Annotated in this window: 17 protein-coding genes; 7 read left to right on the top strand and 10 right to left on the bottom strand. The window is 73.1% G+C overall.

The genetic code is table 11. From position 1 onward, the window contains the following. Position 1 precedes the first annotated feature (1 nt). Complete coding sequence (locus tag ACZ4M5_RS12250) at positions 2-1,297, bottom strand: streptophobe family protein (RefSeq protein ID WP_467735719.1); 1,296 nt, start codon at positions 1,295-1,297, stop codon at positions 2-4. Positions 1,298-1,482: 185 nt separating this feature from the next. Here ACZ4M5_RS12250 and ACZ4M5_RS12245 point away from each other — a divergent pair, with 185 nt between their 5' ends. Beyond that, on the top strand, positions 1,483-2,670 hold the full coding sequence (locus ACZ4M5_RS12245) for a DUF6777 domain-containing protein (RefSeq protein WP_467735717.1): 1,188 nt from the start codon (positions 1,483-1,485) through the stop codon (positions 2,668-2,670). 45 nt (positions 2,671-2,715) lie between these two features. On the opposite strand, the gene ACZ4M5_RS12240 is transcribed toward ACZ4M5_RS12245, so the two are convergent. Genes ACZ4M5_RS12240 through ACZ4M5_RS12230 form a run of 3 tightly spaced genes read right to left on the bottom strand, consistent with a single transcriptional unit; the run spans position 2,716 to position 3,850 of the window. Then, positions 2,716-3,132 (bottom strand): PRC-barrel domain-containing protein, encoded by a 417-nt coding sequence (locus tag ACZ4M5_RS12240; protein ID WP_467735715.1) that lies wholly within the window; start codon positions 3,130-3,132, stop codon positions 2,716-2,718. Continuing rightward, the gene (locus tag ACZ4M5_RS12235; protein WP_467735713.1) at positions 3,129-3,713 is read right to left on the bottom strand and encodes a PRC-barrel domain-containing protein; all 585 of its coding nucleotides are present in this window, start codon (positions 3,711-3,713) and stop codon (positions 3,129-3,131) included. Before ACZ4M5_RS12235 ends, ACZ4M5_RS12240 begins: the two co-directional genes overlap by 4 nt. Continuing rightward, the gene (locus tag ACZ4M5_RS12230) at positions 3,710-3,850 is read right to left on the bottom strand and encodes a hypothetical protein (RefSeq protein ID WP_467735711.1); all 141 of its coding nucleotides are present in this window, start codon (positions 3,848-3,850) and stop codon (positions 3,710-3,712) included. Before ACZ4M5_RS12230 ends, ACZ4M5_RS12235 begins: the two co-directional genes overlap by 4 nt. A gap of 187 nt (positions 3,851-4,037) precedes the next feature. Between ACZ4M5_RS12230 and ACZ4M5_RS12225 the strand changes: the two genes are divergently transcribed. After that, positions 4,038-4,493, top strand: coding sequence for an ATP-binding protein (locus ACZ4M5_RS12225; protein ID WP_467735709.1), 456 nt, complete (start codon positions 4,038-4,040; stop codon positions 4,491-4,493). 272 nt (positions 4,494-4,765) lie between these two features. On the opposite strand, the gene ACZ4M5_RS12220 is transcribed toward ACZ4M5_RS12225, so the two are convergent. Beyond that, positions 4,766-5,653: an RNA polymerase sigma factor SigF gene (locus tag ACZ4M5_RS12220; protein ID WP_467735707.1), complete on the bottom strand. Its 888-nt coding sequence runs from the start codon at positions 5,651-5,653 to the stop codon at positions 4,766-4,768. Positions 5,654-5,826: 173 nt separating this feature from the next. Between ACZ4M5_RS12220 and ACZ4M5_RS12215 the strand changes: the two genes are divergently transcribed. Then, positions 5,827-6,237 carry a helix-turn-helix domain-containing protein gene (locus tag ACZ4M5_RS12215; protein ID WP_467735705.1) on the top strand — a complete coding sequence of 137 codons (411 nt, stop codon included), beginning with the start codon at positions 5,827-5,829 and terminating at the stop codon, positions 6,235-6,237. Between the two features lie 18 nt (positions 6,238-6,255). On the opposite strand, the gene ACZ4M5_RS12210 is transcribed toward ACZ4M5_RS12215, so the two are convergent. Beyond that, positions 6,256-6,858, bottom strand: coding sequence for a ClpP family protease (locus tag ACZ4M5_RS12210; protein ID WP_467735703.1), 603 nt, complete (start codon positions 6,856-6,858; stop codon positions 6,256-6,258). After that, positions 6,858-7,499, bottom strand: a complete 642-nt coding sequence (locus ACZ4M5_RS12205) for an ATP-dependent Clp protease proteolytic subunit (RefSeq protein ID WP_467735701.1) — start codon at positions 7,497-7,499, stop codon at positions 6,858-6,860. The genes ACZ4M5_RS12210 and ACZ4M5_RS12205 overlap by 1 nt, the downstream gene beginning before the upstream one ends. Before the next feature lie 220 nt (positions 7,500-7,719). On the opposite strand from ACZ4M5_RS12205, the gene ACZ4M5_RS12200 reads away from it, so the two are divergent. After that, the gene (locus tag ACZ4M5_RS12200) at positions 7,720-8,202 is read left to right on the top strand and encodes a VOC family protein (protein WP_467735699.1); all 483 of its coding nucleotides are present in this window, start codon (positions 7,720-7,722) and stop codon (positions 8,200-8,202) included. A gap of 51 nt (positions 8,203-8,253) precedes the next feature. Here ACZ4M5_RS12200 and ACZ4M5_RS12195 read toward each other — a convergent pair whose 3' ends face one another. Continuing rightward, positions 8,254-9,141 carry an aminoglycoside phosphotransferase family protein gene (locus ACZ4M5_RS12195; protein ID WP_467735697.1) on the bottom strand — a complete coding sequence of 296 codons (888 nt, stop codon included), beginning with the start codon at positions 9,139-9,141 and terminating at the stop codon, positions 8,254-8,256. A gap of 268 nt (positions 9,142-9,409) precedes the next feature. Here ACZ4M5_RS12195 and ACZ4M5_RS12190 point away from each other — a divergent pair, with 268 nt between their 5' ends. Next, a complete protein-coding gene (locus ACZ4M5_RS12190) occupies positions 9,410-10,207 on the top strand; it encodes a VOC family protein (RefSeq protein ID WP_467735695.1) in 798 nt (265 codons plus the stop codon). Positions 10,208-10,258: 51 nt separating this feature from the next. Next, positions 10,259-10,972: a ribonuclease H family protein gene (locus tag ACZ4M5_RS12185; RefSeq protein ID WP_467735693.1), complete on the top strand. Its 714-nt coding sequence runs from the start codon at positions 10,259-10,261 to the stop codon at positions 10,970-10,972. Here the strand turns inward: ACZ4M5_RS12185 and melC2 are convergent, their stop codons facing one another. Together melC2 and melC1 are read right to left on the bottom strand one after the other, a co-directional pair. Then, positions 10,973-11,794, bottom strand: a complete 822-nt coding sequence (gene melC2 / locus ACZ4M5_RS12180) for a tyrosinase MelC2 (protein WP_467735691.1) — start codon at positions 11,792-11,794, stop codon at positions 10,973-10,975. 33 nt (positions 11,795-11,827) lie between these two features. Beyond that, a complete protein-coding gene (gene melC1, locus ACZ4M5_RS12175) occupies positions 11,828-12,199 on the bottom strand; it encodes an apotyrosinase chaperone MelC1 (RefSeq protein ID WP_398108279.1) in 372 nt (123 codons plus the stop codon). Between the two features lie 345 nt (positions 12,200-12,544). Here melC1 and ACZ4M5_RS12170 point away from each other — a divergent pair, with 345 nt between their 5' ends. Then, entirely contained in the window at positions 12,545-13,750 is a 1,206-nt protein-coding gene (locus ACZ4M5_RS12170; RefSeq protein WP_467735689.1) for an FAD-dependent monooxygenase, read from the top strand. The last annotated feature ends 92 nt before the right edge of the window (positions 13,751-13,842 follow it).

The following is a 13,842-nucleotide window of genomic DNA, read 5'->3' as shown; positions in this document are numbered from 1 at the left end:
GTCAGCCCTCGGTCGCGGGCCGTGCCTCGCCCCGCCGCCGCACGCGCCGCGCCAGCAGCGCCCCGGCGAACCCGGCCACCAGCCCCCACAGCACGGCCAGACCCACCGCCCCCCACATCCGGGGCCTCAAGAACAGCCGTCCCGACAGGCCGCCGCCGAGGTCGCCGATGCCGAGGACCGACAGGCCGAAGTGCGCCGAGATCCGCCCGACGAGGCAAATCGTCAACACCGTCAGCGCGAGCGCGACCGCCATGTGCACGGCGTGCTGCCAGGCCCGGACCCGCGCCGGTGACCGCGCCGCCATCACGAACGCGGCCGCCAGCAGCAGCACGACGTCGGCGACCAGCAGCCACCACACCCGGCCGTCGTGCTCGGAGAGCGTGCGCAGATTCAGCTCCGCGACGTCCGGGGTGCGCAGCACCTCGTCCAGCACGTGCGGCATGGGCAGCCCGAACGGCCCCTCCACCCGCCCGTCCCAGGTGGCACCGAGGCCGATGGTCAGCCCCAGCCACATCAGGTTCGGCATGCCGAGCAGGATCACGGCGAACGTCTCGGCCGCGTGACCCCGCGTGGCCGCGACCACCAACGCGATCACCACACCGACGACCACCCAGGCCAGCAGCATGGCGACCATCGCGTACGCGGCCGGACGCACCGACGCCTGGAAGCGGAGCAGCCCACCGGGCAGCGGGGCTCCGCGCGCGACCAGCAGGGACAGCACCAGCACACCGGCCAGCCACACCACGCCGACGAACACCGACAGGGGGACGTCCGTGGTGAAGCCGACCTCGGGTGAGGCGCCGAACAGATCCCCGAGTTCGCCGAGCTCGTCGCCGAGGGAGATGTCGAAGGTGTGGCGGGCGGCGAGCGTCAGCCCGATCAGGGCGAGCAGCCACAGGGCGGCCACCCGCCCCGCCCAGCCGGCCAGTTCGGCACTGCCCGCGACCGCGCGGTGCCGCAAAGGCCGCAGGAAGCCCCAGGCGACGACGAGCGCCCCGGTGAGCGTGACCGACAGGGGGATCACGGTCAAACCGGCCTGCGTCTCGGCGAGGTCCCCGGCACTGCCGGAGAGCTCCACCGTGCCGCCCACGGCGGTGACCATCGTCGCCGCGACGACCGGCGCGAACGCACCGTCCGGGAGATCCGTGGCCCCGGCGGCCCACAGGCCGAGCGCGGCCACCACCGCCATCGCCAGCAGCCCGGCGAGGACCGTGACGAGGGCATGTACCCAGCCGTGGGGGGCGGTTGCCCGGCCGACGGAGGGCTCGGCCCGGTCGGAGGGGGAGCGCGAAGTCACGCTGTCACGCTAAGCAGCGCCCGGCCCGGACGCCCGCCGGGGAGGTCCGTCCGCGTCGGCTTGCGGGACGGGTGGGGCCGGAGCACACAATGAAAGAAGAGTGCAGAAGGCGGCACACCAGCACATGCCGGGCCGAGTGCCCCGAGTGCGCGAAGGCCGCAGGCAATCACGCGGAAGAAGAGATCGTGAGCGTCGATCCGCCGTCGTCCGGCCGTCCCACAGGTCCTCCCTCCGGCCCGCTGTCGGGTCCTTCCCAGCCTCCGCCGGGCGGCGGGCCGCCGTCCGAACCGCCCACCGGGCGCGGGGGCGGCGAGCCGCCGCAGCCCCGCCGGCCGTGGTGGGGCTCCGTACCCCGTGTCGCGATCGTCGCCACGGCCGTCGTGGCCGCCGTGATCCTGGCCGTCGTGCTGTCCCGGCCCGACGGCGGCAGCACGGGCGCCTCCGACGCCGGTACGAGCACGTCCAGCGGCGAGGTCTTCCTCGAACCCGCGGCGGACACCGGCCCGGACCCCTTCACCGACTCCACGGCGGACGAGAAGAGCTCGGCCTCGCCCGTGCCGCCCACCCGGGCCAGCGAGTCGGCGGGGCAGAACACCCTCCAGGGGGTGAAGGGCGACGCACCGGGGCTGTACGGCGGTACCCGCAACGTCGCCGCCTGCAACGTGGAGAAGCAGATCACCTTCTTCGAGCAGGACCCGGACAAGGAGCGGGCGTTCGCCTCGGTCGTGCACAAGGAGCCGTCCGACGTGCCCGCCTACCTGCGCTCGCTCACCCCCGTGCAACTGCGGATGGACACCCGCGTCACCAACCACGGCTACAACGGCGGCACCCCCACCACCTACCAGGCGGTGCTGCAGGCCGGCACCGCCGTCCTCGTCGACGACCGCGGAGTGCCCCGGGTGCGCTGCGCCTGCGGCAACCCGCTGGATCCGCCGGTCGCCCAGAAGAACGCCAAGACCACCGGTGAGGCGTGGCCGGGCTACTCGCCCTCCAAGCTCGTGGTGATCAAGCCCGCGCCGAAGCCGGTCGACGTCTTCGTGATGTGCGAACCCGACGGCCAGTGGTTCGAGCGGCACCAGGGCGACACGGGCAAGAAGGACCACAAGACCGAGAAGCCGGACGAGCCCACCCCGTCGACCAGCGTGACGACCCCCTCGTCACCCGGGGACACGACGTCCGAGGGACCGTCGACCGGCGAACCGCCGAGTTCGGACAGCGGGTCCTCCTCGGAGCCGCCCAGCAGCGACGGACCAGCACCCCCGTCGTCGGAGCAGCCGCCCCCGCCGGACAGCGACAGCGGCGGCTCGGGCTCGGACCCGGGATCCGGCTCGGACAGCGGCGGCGGCGCGACCGAGCAGCCCCCCGCCTCCTGACGGCGCACGGAAGGGGCCCGGGCCACCGGGCCCTGAGGAAGGGGCTCAGCCGGCCCGGACCACCAGGGCGTAGTCGCCGAGTCCGAGCAGGCGGTCCGCCGGCAGCTCGCCCCGGGCGGTGACCACCGACTCCACCCGGCCCGTCTCCGGCTCGAAGGCGACGTCCTGCACCGTGCCGAGGGCGTCGCCCGCGTCGGTGAGGATCCGAAGGCCCTGGAGTTCGTGGTGGGGCGGCGCGGCGGCCGGGGCGGCGGTCGTGCGGACCAGGACGGCGTCCGGGCCGACGGCGTGCAGGGCGCCCCAGGGCAGTGCGGTCTCCTTGCGGGAGTGCTTGCCGCCCACCCGGACGTGCGTCACCACGCCGGACGCGGCGTCGACCGTGAGCGACTTCAGGACGCCGATCTCCTCGGCGTCGTCCAGTGTCAGCACGGGCAGTCCCCGGGCCTGCGAGAACAGCATCATGACGGTGCCCCCCGGTGCTCCTGCCGGAAGGCGCCGACCCGGGCGGTGAAGGCAGCGAGGTCGTCGGCGACGTACCGGGTGGCGTCCGCCGGTATGACCAGGGCCCGGCCGGACACGGCGAGCGTCTCACCGCGCGGCACGTACACCCGCTGCCTCTTGCGCCGCGACCCGGGCACCAGCGCCTTGTCCGCGGCGATCCGGAAGCCCACCACGCGGCCGCTGCCGCCGCCCTCGACCACCACGTCGAGCACCGTGCCGACCTCCGCTCCCTCGTCGGTCAGCACCTTCGCGTGCAGCACCCGCCCCTGCTGGGCCTCGCGCCGTGCCACCACGACGGACGTGTCCTGCAGGGCGTGCGCGTCGCGGACCATGACCGCGTGCGGGCCCAGTGCGTGCACCGCCGACCAGGGCAGGCTCTGCTTCAGCGGGCCCGACAGCAGCCCGCGTCCGCTCAGGGTGAAGCCGGTGACGCGGCCGGCCGCGGCGTCGAACACGGTGTCCTTGACCTGGGCCACCGCGTCCCCGCCCAGGGTGACCACGGGCAGGGTCGTCAGGCTCCGCGCGGCCAGCAGCTCGTTCATCGCACGCCCTTTCCGCCCGGCCTGCGGCGCACCGCGATGACCGTGCCCGACCGCCTGCCCGCCTGCACCGCGAGCGTCACCACGGCGAGGGCGGCGAGCGCCGCGATCACCACGATCAGCCATGTCCACCAGGCCACCGCGCACCTCCGGTGATCCGGTCCGGTCGCCCCTCGACCGGCCCCGGTGTCCTCCGGGTGCCCCGTCGAAGGGGGACAATGCCCGGGGCCTCACAAGGGCCGGAAATCGTGAGGACTGTGAAGACCGACTCGGGGTACGAGCACTCTGCAGAGCGTCCGGCCAGTCCGGCTTCCCAGAAAGAAAAGTATGATCGATCACCTGGACGGGGCAGTGATACCGACTGGTTTCGACGTGCCCGTGGAGCCGCTGAGGCGGGCTGCACACTACACAGGCGAGCAGGGCTGCATCGCCGAGGCGCGGTCCTTCGCCGCGCTCTTCCTCGAGCAGCTGCGGACCGAGTGGTGCGCACGCGTCGACGAGCGGATCGACGGCGCGGTGCTGCTGGTCGTGAGCGAGCTGGTCACCAACGCCGACCGGCACAGCAACGGCCCCTACATCCTGGAGCTCACGGGCACGGACAGCGCGGTGACGGTGTCGGTCTACGACAGCAGCTCCGCCCTGCCGCGCATTTTCCCCCGCAACCCCGAGCGCATCGGCCGGCACGGCCTGGAGATCGTCCACGCTCTCGCGGACCAGGTCACCGTGGAGCGGGTGCCGGTGGGCAAGCGGGTGCGTGCCGTGCTGCCGCTGACCGGCGCGTGAACCGCCGCAGGGACGCGGGTTCACCGACGGCGGGCGGCCCCGAGGGGGCGTTACCGAGCCACTGCACAGGCCCGGCACACCACAAGGGCCCGACACACTACGAACGTAGAAAGGCATCGGAGCCGCCCTGACACCGGGCGGCTCTCAGTCGTTCGCGGGCCCTCCGCGAGAAGCCGGCTGCCGGGGGCCGTGCGGCCGGAGCGCGCGGACATGGTGACGGGTGCCGCCCCACTCCCGCTCGGGGGACGGCACCCGCAGGTCAGGTCATCGCGTCAGGCGCAGCCCAGCTCGCCCAGCATGCCCTCGCGCAGCCGGGTGATGATGCGCTTGATCAGCCGGGAGACGTGCATCTGGGAGCAGCCGAGCCGCTCACCGATCTCCGCCTGGGTGGCCTCCTCCACGAACCGCATGTGGATGATCTGCCGGTCGCGCTCGCTGAGCTCCGCCATCAGCGGGGCGAGCGAGTGGAAGTCCTCGACGAGGCGCAGGCCCTCCTCCTCGACGCCGATGAAGTCGGCCAGGACGGCCTCGCCGCTCTCCGTGCCGTCCCCGGTGAGCGCGGCGTCCAGCGAGGACGAGTTGTACCCGTTCGCCGCGATCTGGCCCTCGACGACCTCCTTCTCGGAGATGTTCATCAGGGTGGCCAGCTCGGCGACCGTGGGCTCGCGGTCCAGGCGGCTGGCCAGCTCCTCACGCGCCTTGGCCAGCTCCACGCGCAGCTCCTGCAGCCGCCGCGGGACGTGCACGGCCCACGTCGTGTCCCGGAAGAAGCGCTTGATCTCGCCGACGATGTACGGCAGCGCAAAGGAGGTGAACTCGACCTCGCGCGACAGCTCGAAGCGGTCGATCGCCTTGATCAGACCGATCATGCCGGTCTGGACGATGTCCTCCATGTCGTCGCCCCGGCCCCGGAACCGGCCCGCCGCGAACCGCACGAGCGACATGTTCATCTCGATGAGGGTGTTGCGCGCGTACTGGTACTCGTGCGTGCCCTCTTCGAGCTCCGTCAGACGCCGGAAGAACTGGCGGGACAGCGCGCGGGCGTCCCGCGGGGCGACCGACCGCGGGTCCGCGAGCCCCGGCAGTGCCCCGTCACCCGTGCCGACCTCGGCGCTCTCTGCGACGACCTCTGCCTTCGACCGGATCACGGCGGTCTCCATTACCTTCTCCCGAACGTCGCGGCTGTGCTGTGCGTGGGAAGTCCCGGGTTGCGGGTACCCGCTAAGGCGTGCACCATGCCCCCTGATTTTCCGGAATCCCGCTTCCCGCTCATTCCCCTCAGGGCGGAACGCCGCAGCCTTGCCCGGGCGGCCGGGATTCCTAGGCTGGGACGGTGAGCCACCGACTGCCGAACAACACCCGTGTCGTCCCGCTGCGCCCGCCCGCCGGCCGTCCCGCGGCCCCGCCGCGCCAGGGGCCCCCGGCCCCCGCCGCGAAGGAGCCGCTCTGGCGTGACCTGGTGGGGGACGTCCTGCGCCGGGAACGGCTCGCGCAGGAGCGCACGCTGAAGGACGTCGCCGACGCGGCGCGCATCTCCATGCCGTACCTGTCGGAGGTGGAGCGCGGCCGCAAGGAGGCCTCCTCGGAGGTCCTCGCGGCCGCCGCCCAGGCCCTCGGCATGGGCCTGGGGGACCTGCTCGCCCGGGCCCACGGCGAACTGGTGCGCGTCACCTCCCGCTACGCGGGCGGCGGACGCCGCGGGGCGCAGCCGGCCTCGTACGACGGGATGTGCCTGGCCGCCTGAGCCGGGCCGGCCGGCGCCTCACACCGTCACGAGGCGCCGGCTCAGCACCTCGTCGGCCAGCCCGTACGCCACCGCCTCCGCGGCGGTGAACACCTTGTCGCGGTCCATGTCCGCCCGCAGCGTGGTGACGTCGTGGTGGGTGTGGCGCGCCAGCACCTCCTCCACCTGGCTGCGGATCCGTACCATCTCCTTGGCCTGCAGCGCCAGATCGGAGACCATGCCGCGCTGCCCGCCCGAGGCCGGCTGGCCGAGCAGCACGCGCGCGTGCTCCAGGACGAACCGCCGGCCCGGGTCGCCGCCGGCGAGCAGCACGGCGGCGGTGGAAGCCGCCTGCCCGACGCAGCACGTGGAGATCGGCGCCCGCACGTAGGACATCGTGTCGTAGATGGCCATCAGCGAGGTGAACGAGCCGCCGGGGGAGTTGATGTACACCGAGATCTCGCTCTCCGGCGCCGACGACTCCAGGTGCAGGAGCTGGGCGATGACGACGTTGGCCACGCCGTCGTCGATCTCGGTCCCCAGGAAGATGATCCGCTCGTTGAGCAGCCGGCTGAAGACGTCGAAGGACCGCTCGCCCTGCGGGGTCCGCTCGACGACGTTCGGAATCGTGTAGCTCCCCATCACTGCAGCCCCATCCTGCGTCGCGTCGTGGCCGGGCGGACGTCGGCGAGGGACTGGACGACCCGGTCCACCATGCCGTACTCCCTGGCCTCCTCGGCCGTGAACCAGCGGTCCCGGTCGCCGTCCCGGGAGATGGTCTCCGGGCTCTGGCCGGTGTGCTCGGCGGTGATCCGCTCGATGGTGCGCTTGGTGAACTCCAGGTTCTCCGCCTGGATCTCGATGTCGGCGGTGGTGCCCCCGATGCCCGCGGAGGGCTGGTGCATCATGATCCGCGCGTGGGGCAGGGCGTAGCGCTTGCCCGGCGTGCCGACGCTCAGCAGGAACTGGCCCATGCTGGCGGCGAAGCCCATCGCGAGGGTGGCGACGTCGTTCGGGATGAGCCGCATCGTGTCGTAGATGGCGAGCCCCGCGTGCACCGAGCCGCCGGGGCTGTTGATGTACAGGCTGATGTCGGTGCGCGGGTCCTCGGCGGACAGGATCAGCAGCTGGGCGCAGACCCGGTTGGCGGAGACCTCGTCGACCTGGGTGCCGAGCAGCACGATGCGCTGGGTGAGCAGCTGGGCGGCCAGATGGTCGTCGAAGCGGGTGGGAGGGGTGTCCCCCTCCTCCGCCCGCGGGGCGAGGGTCGTGCGTGGAGTCATCGGTTCTCCTCGTCGTGGCGAGAGGGCCGCGGGCCTGCCGCGGACGTGCCGTCGGGTCCACTGTCGGCCCCGCGGACCGCTCGCAGACCGCTTCTCTGCCCTGGGCAGATCCGCTGCCGGCAGATCCGCTGCCGGTGGATCCGGCCGGGACCGGCGATGAGTTTCGCGGCCGGGACCGGTCGACATGGGTGACAGCGACGAACGCTCCCGGGAGGACCCCATGGCATCCGACGGCTTCACCACGTGTCTCTGGTTCGACGGCCGCGCCGAGGAGGCCGCGCACTTCTACGTGTCGGTCTTCAAGAATTCCGCCATCGGCCAGGTGGCCCGCTACCCCGAGGGGGCGCCGCAGCCGGCCGGCGGCGTCATGACCGTCGAGTTCACGGCCAACGGCCAGCGGTTCCTCGCGCTCAATGGCGGACCGCAGTTCACCTTCAGCGAGGCGGTCTCCTTCATGATCTTCTGCGAGAACCAGGAGGAGATCGACCACTACTGGACCCGGCTCACCGCCGACGGCGGCGAGCCCGGCCCCTGCGGCTGGCTCAAGGACCGCTTCGGGGTGTCGTGGCAGGTCGTCCCGGACCGCCTCCAGTCGATGATCACCGACCCGGACCCGGCGAAGGCGGCCCGGGTGACCCAGGCGTTCATGGCGATGAGCAAGTTCGACCTCGCCGCGCTGGACCGGGCGTACGCCGGCGAGTGACGCGGCGCCCGGGGCGGGACCGGCTCCCCACGGGGAGCCTCCACCGCGCCGCTACGCCGGCTCGGCCAGGATCTCCCGGATCACGTGCCGGGAGTTCTCGGCGACCGGCGGGTTGGTGTCCCAGTAGTAGGGCAGCGCGATCACCGCGATCGACAGGGCCCAGCCCCTGCCCCGCGCCCACTCGCCTGCGCCGGCGCCCACCGCCTCGCGGAAGACGCCGCGGGCCCGGGCGGGGAGCACGCACCAGGCGCCGATCAGGTCCACGGCCGGATCACCCACCCCGACCGTGCCGAAGTCGATCACGGCGCTCAGCCGTCCGTCCCTGACCAGGAGGTTCCCGGCCATCAGGTCGCCGTGGGCCCAGACCGGCGGCCCGGCGTGCGGCGGGGCGCCCAGTGCCTCCTCCCACCGGGCCGTGACCGCCCCGGTGTCGACCCGGCCGGTCAGCCGGGCGAGCGCCTCGCGGACGTCGGCGTCACGGGCCGCCAGCGGGACACCCCGGCCGGGCGGACCGCCCGAGGCGTCGACGCCGCGCAGGGCCGTGACGTAGGCCGCGAGGTCCTCCGCGAGCAGCTCCGGGTCCTCCAGCCGGCCCGGCTCGGGGTTGCGGCCCTCCAGCCAGCCGTAGACCGACCAGGGCCACGGGAAGTCCTCGTCCGGCTCCCCCTCGCCCAGGGGTTCGGGCGAGGCGGCGGGCAGTCCGGGGCCCAGCCGTGGCAGCCAGCGCCGTTCGTGCGTGATCGCGTCGACGGCCCGCGGATGCCGGGGGAGCCGTACGACCTTGTCCGTGCCGAGGCGGAACATCGCGTTCTCCGTGCCGGAGGACGACAGGCGCCTCAGCGGCAGACCGGCCCACCGCGGGAACCGCCGGGCGATCAGCCGGCCGACGAGCGCGGTGTCGATGTCCCGTTCGTCCACGTGCATGCGTAAGGCGCCCATGGCGCTCTATTGCAGCGGCCGGGTCGCGTCCTGTCGAACGGTTTCCGTGATCGCCCGGGCGATCCGCAGGCGGCGACTCCCGCCCCCGGCTTCCCCGACGGCCCTCAGGCAAGCACAGCCCGGTCGCTGGAGTAGGGCGAACTCCGAAACGTCCGGGCCCGCAGGCCGGAGGGGGGAGGGCCCGGGCCGCCGTCCGGCGCGCGAGACCGTCCCCGGGTGGCTAGCGTGGGAAAGCGGAGGATCCGTCCTGCCGGAGAGGGCCGCAGCCATGGCCGTGCAACCTGAGGGAGCCCCTTGCTGGGCCGACGCGATGTTCGGCGACCTCGAGGGGGCCAAGCGCTTCTACGGCGAGGTCCTCGGCTGGACCTTCGCCCAGGCGTCGAGCGAGTTCGGCGACTACACGGAGGCCTACGTCGACGGACGTGCGGTCGCCGCCGTCGTCCCGCCCATGCCGGGGCAGGAAGGGCAGTCGCAGTGGTGCCTGTACTTCGCGGCCGAGGACGCCGCCGCCACCGCCGAGCGGATCCGCGCCCACGGCGGCGAGATCCTGATGGGACCCATGCGGGTCGGCGACTTCGGCAGCATGTGCCTGGCGCGCGATCCCGGTGGGGTCGTCTTCGGCGTCTGGCAGTCCGGCACCCACGAAGGCTTCCAGACCATGGCCGAGCCGGGCGCGTACACCTGGGCGGAGGTCTTCACCCGCGACCCCGCCGGGTCGGACGCGTTCTTCTCCTCCGTCTTCTCCTACCGGCAGCGGGACATGGAGGACGAAGGGGGGAACTTCCGGATCTACGACCTCGGCGAGCAGACCGTGCTGGGCCGGATGGAGATGGGGAAGGAGTTCCCGCCCGAGGTCCGGCCGTACATCAACGTGTACTTCGGAGTGCGGGACTGCGACGAGGCCGTGGCGCGGGCCGTGAAGCTCGGCGGCGTGGTGCGCTTCGGCCCGATGACCACACCGTTCGGCCGGTTCGCGGCGATCGGTGACCCTCAGGGCGCGACCTTCTCCGTGATCGACACCGGCACGGTCGAGGGCGAGATGCCCGCGCTGACCGACGTGTCCTGAAGCCGGGCCCTCCCGGCCGGACGGCCCGCGCGGCCATGGCATGATCGGGCCATGCGTGAACGTGTGGTGGCCGCGTGCGACGGCGCTTCGAAGGGAAACCCCGGACCCGCCGGCTGGGCCTGGGTCGTCGCCGACGCGTCCGAGGCGCCGCAGCGGTGGGAGGCGGGGCCCCTCGGCAGGGCGACCAACAACGTCGCCGAACTCACGGCGCTCGAACGCCTCCTGGCGGCGACCGACCCGGCCGTGCCGCTGGAGATCCGCATGGACTCGCAGTACGCCATGAAGGCCGTGACCACGTGGCTGCCCGGCTGGAAGCGCAACGGCTGGAAGACCGCCGCCGGCAAGCCCGTCGCCAACCAGGAACTCGTCGTCCGCATCGACGAGCTCCTCGACGGCCGCTCGGTCGAGTTCCGCTACGTCCCGGCCCACCAGGTCGACGGCGACCGGCTCAACGACTTCGCCGACCGCGCCGCCAGCCAGGCCGCCACCGTCCAGGAGCCGGCGGGCAGCGGCCTCGGCTCGCCCGAGCCGCCGCCCTCCCCGGACACCCCGGTCAAGACGCCGCGCCCCCGGGGCGGCTCGTCCCGCCAGGGCAGGTCCTCCGCGGGGAAGGGCTCCACCGCGAAGAGCGGTTCCTCGCGCACCCTCAAGGCCAAGTTCCCCGGCCGCTGCCAGTGCGGGCGCACGTACGCGGCCGGGGAGCAGATCGCCAAGAACGACAGTGGCTGGGGCCACCCGGAGTGCCGGGCGGGCGCCGGCGTCTGATCAGACGTCGAAGGTGTAGTGCCGCGTGTGGTCCAGCAGGTCCGCCGGGCTCATGTCGTGCCACGGCCGCATCGTCTCGTTCAGGTCGACGACGTTCGGCGTCCCCGAGACCGGCAGGTACCCGGAGCCGGGGTGCCGGCGCTGCCAGTCGGCCCACAGCTTGTCTATGTACGCGTGGTGCAGCCAGAACACCGGGTCGTTGGGGGAGGCCCCGGTGGCCATGTGGCCGCCCACCCACACGTGGACCCGGTTGTGCAGGTTGACCCCGCGCCACCCTTCGAGGTGGTTGCGGAAGCCGTCCGAGCCGCTGTTCCAGGGCGCCATGTCGTAGGTGGGCATCGCCAGCACCGACTCGACCTCGGCACGGGTCGGCAGCTCGCGCACCCCGGCGCCGAGCGTGCGCCGCAGGAACGTGCGGCCGTCGACGCGCACGTTGATCGGCCAGTCGCCGCCCGACGCGGAGAACGGCCCGTCCGTCACCCGGCCGTCCCGTTCCCGGCCGGTGCCTCCGAGGAAGTCCGGCGCCCACAGCGAGGCGCGCGGAGTGCGGTCGACGGTCCAGTCCCAGTAGGGCAGGGACACCGACGCGTCCACCGCCTGCAGGGCCCGCTCGAACTCCAGCAGGAATCTTCGGTGCCAGGGCAGGAACGACGGTGAACGGTGCCCCGTCCGCTCGCCGTTGTCGGTGTCGGACACGATGAACGCGTTGTGCGTCGTGACGAACTCGTCGTAGCGGCCGCTGCGCTTGAGCTGGATCAGCGCGGCGACGAAACGCCGCTTCTCGTCGGGGGTCAGGGCGGACTGGTTCTTGCGGACTGCCATGTGCGGGTGCTCCAGGTGCCGTGCGGGGGTGGGTCAGTTGGCGGGGAAGGGCAGCAGCGGTGCGCCCTGCAGTTCGTCCACCGCGGCCCGGGCGGCGGCGCGCGGCGTCGGCACCGGGGCGTAGTGGCTGACGACGCTGATCCAGCTGCCGTCGGCGTTGCGCATCACGTGCAGCTCGACGCCGTCCACGAACACCGCGTAGCCGGCGCCGTGATGGTGGTGCCCGGACCCGCCGCCCGGACGGCCCTGTATCCGGCGGCCCTTGTAGACCTCGTCGAAGGCGCCGGGGTCGGCGTGGTGCCCGGCGGCCTGCGCCGGCCCGGCGGCCGGCAGGGTCGCCGCCGCCGTGACGGTGGCGAGAGCGGCCGCGGCGGTGAGCGCGCGGCGACGGCTGAGTTCCGGCATGCGGATCTCCTTGATCGGTTCGGCTGGTGACCCCGCATGCCTACCGGGCCGTGCGCGAGCGGGAGAAATCCCCACGAGCCGGTTGGCTGCGATCCGGGCAATTCCCCTTATGTCCTGCAAGGTTGAACGAAGATGATCTTGCTGCGGAGGTGGGTGGCCCGGCGTGCGGAAGAGGAAATTCCACCCGCGACGGGTGCCGTGCCGAAGGTTTCTCCCCACGTCCCGCGCGGCCCGTGGTGCGCGTCACGCCGTCAACCTGGCGCGATCCGGCCGCCCGGTCACCACTGCCCCCTGCTGCTACTCTGCGTCCGCAATCGACAGCTCTCAGTGATCCCAGGGGTGTGCGTGAAGGTCGCCTGCGTCGGCGGCGGGCCCGCCGGTCTGTATCTCTCGATCCTGCTCAAGCGGCAGGACCCGTCCCACGACATCACCGTCCACGAACGCGACCCGGAGGGCTCCACCTACGGCTGGGGTGTGACCTACTGGCGCGGACTGCTCGACCGCCTCCACAAGGAGGACCCCGAGTCGGCCCGGGCCCTGGACGCCGGCTCCGTCCGCTGGCGCGACGGCGTCGCCCACGTCGGCGACCTGACGACCCGGCACCGCGGCGACGAGGGCCACGGCATCGGCCGCCACCGCCTGCTGGAGGTCCTCGCCGCCCGCGCCCGCGCACTCGGCGTCCGGCTGGAGTACGCCCGCGAGGTCACGGCCGCCGACCTGCCCGCCGACGCCGACCTGGTCGTGGCGGCCGACGGTGTCCGCAGCACTCTGCGCGAACGGCACGCCGCGCACTTCGGCACCCGGCTCACGGCCGGGCGCAACCACTACGTCTGGCTCGGCACCACCAAGGTCTTCGACGCCTTCACCTTCGCCTTCGTCGACACCGGGCACGGCTGGATCTGGTGCTACGGGTACGGATACGGCGCCGACCGCAGCACCTGCGTCATCGAGTGCGCCCCCGAGACCTGGACCGGCCTCGGCCTGGACCGGGCGAGCGAGGCCGACGGACGGGCCCTGCTGGAGAGGCTCTTCGCCACCGTCCTGGACGGCCACCCCCTGCTCGGCCGGCCCGGCGGCAGCCCGTGGCAGACCTTCCGCACCCTGACCAACCGCACCTGGCACCACGGCAACCTCGTCCTGCTCGGCGACGCCGCCCACACCACGCACTACTCGATCGGCGCCGGCACCACCCTCGCCCTGGAGGACGCGATCGCCCTGGCCACCGCGCTGCGCGAGCACAGCGCCCTGCCCCAGGCGCTGGCCCGCTACGAAGCCGAACGCAAGGCGGCCCTGCTCCCCGTGCAGAGCGCCGCACGCTACAGCGCCCAGTGGTACGAGAACCTCCCGCGCTACATCCACCTGCCGCCGGAGCGCATGTTCGCCCTGCTGGGCCAGCGCCATTCGCCCCTGCTGCCGCACATCCCCCCGCAGGTCTACTACCGGCTCGACCGGGCGGCCGGGCAACTGGAGTCGCTGCGGCGCTTCAAACGCTGGCTGGGGCCCAAGGTGGCCCGCACGGTACAGGCCCGGACGCTCACCACCCGCGACTGACGCCTCGCTCCCCGGACCCGGCCGGACGAGGAGGCCCGGGCGGGCGGACCGGAGCACTCCGTCTCCGCGCCCGGCGGGGACAGATGACAGAC

Source organism: Streptomyces sp. NPDC026246 (assembly GCF_055567995.1).
Note: the sequence above shows the minus strand (reverse complement) of the source record. Positions and strands in the feature narration are given on the sequence as shown.

What these genes read in the sequence shown, in the direction of transcription:
- ACZ4M5_RS12240 (WP_467735715.1), bottom strand. Translation starts at nt 3,132, where the DNA reads ATGATGCTGTTCTCGCAGGCCCGGGGACTGCCCGTGCTGACACTGGAC.
- ACZ4M5_RS12235 (WP_467735713.1), bottom strand. Translation starts at nt 3,713, where the DNA reads ATGAACGAGCTGCTGGCCGCGCGGAGCCTGACGACCCTGCCCGTGGTC.
- ACZ4M5_RS12225 (WP_467735709.1), top strand. Translation starts at nt 4,038, where the DNA reads ATGATCGATCACCTGGACGGGGCAGTGATACCGACTGGTTTCGACGTG.
- ACZ4M5_RS12220 (WP_467735707.1), bottom strand. Translation starts at nt 5,653, where the DNA reads ATGGAGACCGCCGTGATCCGGTCGAAGGCAGAGGTCGTCGCAGAGAGC.
- ACZ4M5_RS12210 (WP_467735703.1), bottom strand. Translation starts at nt 6,858, where the DNA reads ATGGGGAGCTACACGATTCCGAACGTCGTCGAGCGGACCCCGCAGGGC.
- ACZ4M5_RS12205 (WP_467735701.1), bottom strand. Translation starts at nt 7,499, where the DNA reads ATGACTCCACGCACGACCCTCGCCCCGCGGGCGGAGGAGGGGGACACC.
- ACZ4M5_RS12200 (WP_467735699.1), top strand. Translation starts at nt 7,720, where the DNA reads ATGGCATCCGACGGCTTCACCACGTGTCTCTGGTTCGACGGCCGCGCC.
- ACZ4M5_RS12195 (WP_467735697.1), bottom strand. Translation starts at nt 9,141, where the DNA reads ATGGGCGCCTTACGCATGCACGTGGACGAACGGGACATCGACACCGCG.
- ACZ4M5_RS12190 (WP_467735695.1), top strand. Translation starts at nt 9,410, where the DNA reads ATGGCCGTGCAACCTGAGGGAGCCCCTTGCTGGGCCGACGCGATGTTC.
- ACZ4M5_RS12185 (WP_467735693.1), top strand. Translation starts at nt 10,259, where the DNA reads ATGCGTGAACGTGTGGTGGCCGCGTGCGACGGCGCTTCGAAGGGAAAC.
- melC2 (WP_467735691.1), bottom strand. Translation starts at nt 11,794, where the DNA reads ATGGCAGTCCGCAAGAACCAGTCCGCCCTGACCCCCGACGAGAAGCGG.
- melC1 (WP_398108279.1), bottom strand. Translation starts at nt 12,199, where the DNA reads ATGCCGGAACTCAGCCGTCGCCGCGCGCTCACCGCCGCGGCCGCTCTC.